At 72.3% G+C, this 7,730-nt stretch carries 5 protein-coding genes and 1 tRNA gene; 4 read left to right on the top strand and 2 right to left on the bottom strand.

Annotation, left to right across the window (positions count from 1 at the left end):
• Both ABZ497_RS22935 and ABZ497_RS22930 read right to left on the bottom strand, forming a co-directional pair.
• A partial coding sequence (locus ABZ497_RS22935) for a roadblock/LC7 domain-containing protein (RefSeq protein WP_352291689.1) occupies nucleotides 1–185 on the bottom strand: 185 nt, incomplete at its 3' end.
• 10 nt (nucleotides 186–195) lie between these two features.
• Nucleotides 196–4,023, bottom strand: coding sequence for a nitrate- and nitrite sensing domain-containing protein (locus ABZ497_RS22930; protein WP_359807893.1), 3,828 nt, complete (start codon nucleotides 4,021–4,023; stop codon nucleotides 196–198).
• A gap of 628 nt (nucleotides 4,024–4,651) precedes the next feature.
• On the opposite strand from ABZ497_RS22930, the gene ABZ497_RS22925 reads away from it, so the two are divergent.
• The 4 genes from ABZ497_RS22925 (at nucleotide 4,652) to ABZ497_RS22910 (ending at nucleotide 7,666) form a co-directional block, all read left to right on the top strand.
• Nucleotides 4,652–4,873 (top strand): hypothetical protein, encoded by a 222-nt coding sequence (locus tag ABZ497_RS22925; RefSeq protein ID WP_359807891.1) that lies wholly within the window; start codon nucleotides 4,652–4,654, stop codon nucleotides 4,871–4,873.
• A gap of 218 nt (nucleotides 4,874–5,091) precedes the next feature.
• Entirely contained in the window at nucleotides 5,092–5,892 is an 801-nt protein-coding gene (locus tag ABZ497_RS22920; protein ID WP_329489729.1) for a fumarylacetoacetate hydrolase family protein, read from the top strand.
• Nucleotides 5,885–7,384: a glutamate--tRNA ligase gene (gene gltX / locus ABZ497_RS22915; RefSeq protein WP_359807889.1), complete on the top strand. Its 1,500-nt coding sequence runs from the start codon at nucleotides 5,885–5,887 to the stop codon at nucleotides 7,382–7,384. Before ABZ497_RS22920 ends, gltX begins: the two co-directional genes overlap by 8 nt.
• Nucleotides 7,385–7,594: 210 nt before the next feature.
• Nucleotides 7,595–7,666: transfer RNA gene (locus ABZ497_RS22910), tRNA-Gln, on the top strand.
• Nucleotides 7,667–7,730: the final 64 nt, after the last annotated feature.

Below are 7,730 nucleotides of genomic sequence, written 5' to 3'. Positions count from 1 at the left end.
CCGGAGGTGAGGGAGGTGAGGCCGGAGGCGACGGCGGCGAGCTGGTCGGCGCGGTCGCGGGGGAAACCTTCGGACATGCACAGCAGGAGGCCGTCGGCGGAGACCACCACCGTGTGCGACACCCCGGGGGTGTTGTCCACGAAATTGGTGATCAGCCAGTTCAGGTTCTGTGCGGCCTGGCTCATCTGGTTCAACTCAACGCTCCTGGTGATCTGCGCCGTTGCCGTCGGTGCGGCCCCCGAAGCTATCGAATCCGGACTGCTGGGCACCATGCTGCGGGCCCGCCTGGTTGCCCTGGCCCGGGCCCTGGCCGGCCGCCTGCTCGGCGCCGACCCGGCGGCCCTGCTGGATGCCGCGGCGCAGGTTGGTGAGCCGGCCGCGGACCTCCTCGGGCGCACGGGACACCTGGGGGCCGGTCAGCGGGGACGCCTCGGCGGTACCGGAGACCAGGTTGGCCTGCGGGGTCCGCCGGGGGAGACCGGACATGGTGACGCCACTGGTCGAGGGCTCCCGGACCTGCTCGGCCCGGCGCCAGCGCTCGTCGTTCGCGGACGGGCGCCACGGCGCGTCACCCGGCCCGCCCGGCCCACCCTGCGGGGCCTGCTGCGGCTGGCCCTGCTGGGGGGCCTGCTGCTGAGCCTGGTGGGGAGCCTGCTGGGCGTGCTGCTGCTGCGGGGCCTGCTGGTGCTGGGCGTGCTGGTGCTGCGGGGCCTGCTGGTGCTGGGCGTGCTGGTGCTGCTGCGGGGCCTGCTGGTGCTGGCCCTGCTGCTGGACGCCGGGCGCACTGGTCCCGGGCCGACGCGGCTGGTACTGACCCGCCCGCGCCGCCTCGGCCTGCTCGGCCGACTCGAAGATCGGCGCACCGCCCTGCGGGCCGCCGTCGGACGGACCGGTCGGCAGCGCCATCGGCTCCTGGCGGACCGGCTCGGGCCGGAGCTGCTCCTGGCGGACCGGCTCCGGACGCGCCGGGTTCGGCAGCACCGGCTCGACCAGACCGAGGCCGAGCGGGTCACGCGGGTCGATCTCGCTCGCCTCGAAGCGCGGCCGGGCGAACTGCGCGGTGCTCTCCATCGACGAGGGCTCGGCCGCGGGGAGCGGCTGGGCCTGCTGCGGCGGGAACTGCTGCTGCTGCTGCTGCCGCTCGCGCTGCGGTGCGTCCGGGCCGGGACGCTGCGGACGGCGCGGACCCTGCGGGCCCTGGCCGCCGGGGCCGCCCTGGCCCTGCGGTGCCTGACCCTGCGGTGCCTGGCCCGGCTGGCGGCGCTGCGGCAGACCCTCCTGCGGGCGGTTGCCCGGGCGGGCGCCCTGCGGCGCGCCCGGACGGCCCGACTGGTCGGCCCAGCCGTGCTGCGGCTGCTCGCCGGTCCGGGGGCCCGGACCGCCGGCGAAGTCCCCGCCGGGGCGCGGCCGCTCCTGGCCGGGGCGCCGGCCCTGGCCGGGCTGACCCGGGCCCTGGCCCTGCTGGCCCTGGCCCGGCTGACCCGGACCTGGCTGGCCCTGGCCGGGCTGCTGCTGGCCGCGGCGCGGCAGCGCACCGGGACCGCCCTGCGGCGGAGCCTGCCGGCCCGCACCGCGCTGCGGCAGACCGCCCTGCGGGTTCTGGCGGGCCTGCGGGACCTGCTGGCCCTGCTGCTGGCCCTGCGGGGCCTGCTGACCCTGGGGGGCCTGCTGGCCCTGCGGCTGGCCCTGGAGCGACTGGCCGACCTGTCGGGTCGGCAGCGCGCCGCCAGCCCGTCCACCGGGGCCGCCCTGGCCGCCCGGAGCACCGGGACCGCCCTGGCCGAGCTGCGGACGGCCCTGCGGGGCACCGCCCGCCGGACCCTGGCCGAGCGCGGCCGGGCCGCCGTTCGGGCCGCCGGCCGGACCGCCGGGCACCTGGCGCTGCTGGCGCGGCGTCGGGGCGACCCCGCGCTGCTGCTTGGCCTGCGCCGAACCGGGGCGGGCCGGAGCCCGGCGGTCGGCGGAGTTGGTGACGTCCACCGGGAGCATGACCAGCGCGGTGGTGCCGCCGGAGTCGCTGGGGCGCAGCTGGATGCGGATGCCGTGTCGCAGGGACAGGCGGCCGACCACGAAGAGGCCCATCCGGCGGGAGACGGAGACGTCCACCGTCGGCGGGTTCGCCAGGCGCTCGTTGATGTCGGCGAGGTCGTCGGGGCTGAGGCCGATGCCGGTGTCGTGGATCTCGACCAGCACCCGGCCGTCCGGCAGGGCGTGGCCGGTCACCCGGACGCGGGTCTGCGGGCTGGAGAACGAGGTGGCGTTCTCCAGCAGCTCGGCGAGCAGGTGGACGAGGTCGTTGACGACGCGGCCGGCGACCTCGGCCGACGGCACGGTGGCCAGCTCGATGCGCTCGTACTGCTCCACCTCGGAGGCGGCGGCGCGGAGCACGTCGACCAGCGGGACGGGGCGGGTCCAGCGGCGGCCCGGGTCCTCGCCCGCGAGGACGAGCAGGTTCTCACCGTTGCGGCGCATACGGGTCGCGAGGTGGTCCAGCTTGAAGAGGTTGGCCAGCTGGTCCGGGTCCGCCTCGCGGCTCTCCAGCTCGGAGATGAGCGACAGCTGGCGCTGGATGAGGCCCTGGCTGCGGCGCGAGAGGTTGGTGAACATCGCGTTGATGTTGCCGCGCAGGAGGGCCTGCTCGGCGGCGAGGCGGACGGCCTCGCTGTGCACCATGTCGAAGGCGTGGGCCACGTGGCCGATCTCGTCCGCGGAGTCGATGCCGACCGGTTCGACGGTGACGTCGACGTCGTGCGGGTCGCTCTCGGACAGCGTCTTGACCAGCTCGGGCAGTCGCCGCTCGGCGACGTCCTCGGCCGCGGACTGCAGTCGCGTCAGCGAGCGCACCATCGAGCGGGCGATCAGACCGGCGCCACCGAGGGCGACCAGCAGCACCAGCGCGACGGCGGCACCGATGATCAGGGCCTCGGTGTCGGCGGCGGACTGCAGCTCCTGGGCCTTGCCGTCGAGGTCCTCGATCAGCTTCGACTCGATCCGCCGCTCGGCGGTGATCTTGGCGGTGGCCTGCTCGTACCAGTCCTTGAAGCTGACCGGCTCGGTCTGGTGGATACCGCTCTGCTGGAGCACCGAGCGCGCGTACCGGTCGGCGGCGGCGACCACCGAGTTGTAGCTGAGCTGGCCGCGCAGGTTGTCCAGGTCGTGCGAGGTGTAGATGTTGTTGAAGCTGGTGAGCGCGTTGTCGTAGGAGGCGCGCAGCCGGATACCGAAGGACTCGTCGCTCAGGCTGAGGTCGGGGGCCTTGGGGTTGGCGAGCGCGGCGCTGATCAGGGCGCGCTGCTGCGAGGTGGCGTTCTTGGCCAGCGAGAACTGCTGGAGGGCGCGGGTGGCGCGGACCAGGTCGCGGTTGTTGGACGCGAGCGCGATGTCCTGGGTGATCGACAGCAGGTCTCGGATGATCACGTCGTAGGCCGTGATCGTCGACTGGATGTTCTGGTTGTTCTGGTACGGGGTGTTGCGCGCGTCCGAGATCGAGTTCAGGTCCTTGCGGATCTGGAACAGCAGCGCCTTGCCGCCGGAGAGCTCCAGGTTCTCGAACTTGTCCGAGGACGCGGTGAAGGTCCGGCTCAGGTCGTCGGTGATCTTGCGGGCGTTGACGATGTCGTCGTCGAGCGGGGCGTTCGGCTCGTGGGTGATCGGCCCGGCGCTGATGTCCCGCTCGGTCTGCAGGGCGTCGGCGAGGTTGGTCGCCTTCTTCGCCAGGTCCGAGAGGTTGGCCATCTGGGCGAGCTGCTGCGAGGCCTCGAGAGAGGTCTGGATGCGCAGCCCACCGAGCACGAGGGCGACCAGCACCGGGAGCGCGAGCAGCGCGATGAGGCGGGTACGGATCCGCCAGTTGCGCATCGCCAGCCGGCTCATGCCCTTGGCCCGTCGGCGGGTCAGCGTCTTGCGGAGCTTGCCCCGGGCCGATTTCCGGTCCTGTTCGGCGTCGTCCTCCGGGCGGCCGACCGCCTCGGGTGCCGGCTCGACGGGGCCGCCGGGCACCGCCGCCTGCTGGGGTGGTGCCACGGGCTCACGCGACTCCGGGTCACCCGCGGCGCCGCTACCCCTTTTGAAACGTCCCTGCACTGGCGTCGCAACCTCTGGACCGGGCGTCCCGCCGCGTCGCCGCAGCCTGGACGGTGTGGAGTTTCCATCCGCACCCCGGCCGGTCCGGGAGAGCGGGCACCGGGGTGGACTACTCCCTACCCACGGTCCGTGGCATTCCAGCACAGCCGGGGAATCCCAACAAGGGCCGCCAGGGCGAGTGGGGCCACACTACCGACCGCGCGCGCGATTTCACTGACTGTGCGGTAACCGGACCGGAATACCGCCTTTTTCGGACACTTGCCGGATACATGCCAACCGGACCCGAGATCAACGGGAGGTGCAGAGGTTCCCGAATGCCCGATATGCAGGGTTTTGTCGGCGAAACTTGATGAAGCGATATGTCGGATATCGGAGAATTGCTCTTCAATTTGTGAGCAAAATCACAGCACAATGTGTAGCTTTGGTCACGGCGGCTGTGGAAAGAGATCCGTAACCTTGCTGTCTCCGGCGCACGGCCTCGATCAGCCTGCCCAGAATCTCCCCGAACCACTCAGGCCGGTGCCGCGCCACGTCGACGCGCCGGTCACGACCCCGAGGTGCTGACGAGATGTCCCAGGCGAACACGGCCGCCACCAGTCCCGAGCTCTCCAGCCGTTCCACGGCGAACCCGCGCCGGACGACGCTGGCCTCGGTCGAGGACTTCAGCGGGATCCCGGGCGCCCGCCGGGCCGAGCACGTGGCGACCTACGCCACCGAGCTGCCCACCAACACGGCCAACCCGCGCCGCACCCAGCTGATGGTCGCCCCGGTGGTGGCCCCGCGGAGCTGACACCCCGCACGAACCCGGAAGGCGCCGCACTCGCGGCGCCTTCCGGTTTGCTCCCGCCAGGTCGGGCGCAACCGCGCTGAACAGGGGCAAAGCGGTCGGGGGAGGCCCCACGCGATAGCCTGGTCGACGATTGAGCGGGGCCGGGCCCACACGGGCGCGGCGCCCACCAGCGCCCGGGCGCGCCCCGGGCGGCCGACGAAGCGAGGGGTAGCCCAGCCGTGCGCATTGCCAGGTTTTCCGTCCGGGAGGGGAGCCCTGCCGCCGGCACCGTCTCCTTCGGTGTGGTCGAGGGTGACCCGGCGCAGCCCGAGTCCCTCGTGGTTCACGCCCTGGCCGGCCACCCGTTCGGGCAGCCTCAACCCACCGGTGAGAGCTACCGCTTCCAGGACGTGCGGCTGCTCAGCCCGATGCTGCCGAACAAGATCGTCGCGGTCGGCCGCAACTACGCCGCCCACGCGGCGGAGCTCGGCCACGACGTCCCGGACGTCCCGCTGACCTTCTTCAAGCCGTCGACCTCGGTGATCGGCCCGACCGAGTCCATCGCGTACCCGCCGTTCTCCTCCGACGTCCACCACGAGGCCGAACTGGCCGTGGTCATCGGCCGGATGTGCCGCGAGGTCCCGCTGGACCGGGTGCCCGAGGTGATCTTCGGCTACACCTGTGCCAACGACCTCACCGCCCGCGACATCCAGCAGCGCGAGGGCCAGTGGGCCCGCGCCAAGGGCTTCGACACCGCCTGCCCGCTCGGCCCGTGGATCGAGACGGACCTCGACCCGAGCGACCTCGCCGTCACCTGCACGGTCAACGGCGAGCTCCGGCAGGCCGGCCGCACCTCCCAGATGGTCCGCTCGGTCGCCGAGCTGATCGTCCACATCTCCGAGGCCATGACGCTGCTGCCCGGCGACGTCATCCTCACCGGCACTCCCGCTGGGGTGGGCCCCCTCAACGTCGGCGACGCGGTCGCCGTCTCCATCGAAGGCATCGGCACTCTCACCAACAAGGTGATCAAGCGTGGCTAACACTGACCCGAGCGTTCGGGTTCGCTTCTGTCCGTCCCCGACCGGCAACCCGCACGTGGGCCTGGTCCGCACGGCCCTCTTCAACTGGGCCTTCGCCCGCCACAACGGCGGCACGATGGTCTTCCGGATCGAGGACACCGACTCCGCCCGCGACTCCGAGGAGTCGTACCGGCAGCTGCTCGACGCCATGCGCTGGCTCGGCTTCGACTGGGACGAGGGCCCGGAGATCGGCGGCCCGCACGCGCCGTACCGGCAGTCGCAGCGGATGGACATCTACGCGGACGTGGCCCGCCGGCTGCACGAGGCCGGCCACGCCTACCACTGCTACTGCTCCACCGAGGAGCTCGACGCCCGCCGCGAGGCCGCCCGCGCGGCCGGCCGCCCGTCCGGCTACGACGGCCACTGCCGGGAGCTGACGGACGACCAGGTCGCCGTCTACAAGCTGGAGAAGCGCGAGCCGATCCTGCGGTTCCGGATGCCCGACCGCACCATCGCCTTCGACGACCTGGTGCGCGGCACGCTCAGCTTCGAGCCGGAGAACGTGCCCGACTACGGCATCGTCCGGGCCAACGGCGCACCGCTCTACACCCTGGTCAACCCGGTCGACGACGCCCTGATGGGCATCACCCACGTGCTGCGCGGCGAGGACCTGCTCTCCTCGACCCCGCGCCAGATCGCGCTGTACGCGGCGCTCGCCGAGATCGGCGTCGGCGACGGCGGCACCCCGCGCTTCGGCCACCTGCCGTACGTGATGGGCGAGGGCAACAAGAAGCTCTCGAAGCGCGACCCGCAGGCCTCGCTCAACCTGTACCGCGAGCGCGGCTTCATCCCCGAGGGCCTGCTCAACTACCTGTCGCTGCTCGGCTGGTCGCTCTCCGCGGACGACGACATCTTCTCGGTGGAGCAGCTGGTCGAGGCGTTCGACATCGCCGACGTCAACGCCAACCCGGCCCGCTTCGACCTCAAGAAGTGCGAGCACATCAACGCCGAGCACGTGCGCCGGCTGGCCCCGGAGGACTTCGTCCGCCGCCTGGTGCCGTACCTCCAGGCGCCCGGTCTGCTGCCGGCCGAGCCGACCGCCGAGCAGCTGGAGCTGCTGGCCAAGGTGGCACCGCTCGCCCAGGAGCGGATGGTCGTGCTGAGCGAGATCGTCACCATGGCGGGCTTCCTCTTCGTCGACCCGGCGGACTTCACGCTCGACCCGGACGACGCCGCCAAGGTGCTCACCGCCGACGCCCGTCCGGTGCTGGAGGCGAGCATCAAGGCGTTGGAGGAGCTGGCGGACTTCTCGCCCGAGCCGATCCAGGCCGCGCTGCGCGCGGCGCTGGTGGACGGGCTGGGCATCAAGCCCAAGTTCGCCTTCACGCCGCTGCGGGTGGCCGTCACGGGCCGCCGGGTGTCCCCGCCGCTCTTCGAGTCGATGGAGCTGCTCGGGCGCCCCGAGACGCTGCGCCGGCTGACCGCCGCGCTGGCCGCCGTCCCGGCTGCCTGAGCACCGCCACCGGCGGCCGCGGGCCGGGTTCTGACCTGGCCCGCGGCCGCCCCGGCCGCGGCCTGGGCTTATCGATTTTGGACCGGGGCCGGACGTCGGGTAATGTTCTTTCTGCGCCGCCCGGGAGGGAACGGACGAGGGAGCGAAACCCCGTCGGGACCGAGCGAGGGGCGCAACGCCTGAGAAGGGCCCGCAGGGGTTCAACTCTGGTGGGGTATGGTGTAATTGGCAGCACGAGTGATTCTGGTTCATTTAGTCTAGGTTCGAGTCCTGGTACCCCAGCGCAGTACAGGCACTGTCGGCTCCATCGCAGTGCAGGCACCACCGCAGTACAAACAAAGATCCA

It is taken from the genome of Kitasatospora sp. NPDC005751 (assembly GCF_040630835.1).
GTDB lineage: Bacteria > Actinomycetota > Actinomycetes > Streptomycetales > Streptomycetaceae > Kitasatospora.
The sequence above is the reverse complement of the archived record's forward strand: the minus strand, read 5'-3'. Positions and strand labels throughout refer to the sequence as shown.

Bases quoted from the DNA above. Each gene is read 5' to 3' on its own strand.
- ABZ497_RS22925 (WP_359807891.1), top strand. From the start codon at position 4,652: ATGTCCCAGGCGAACACGGCCGCCACCAGTCCCGAGCTCTCCAGCCGT.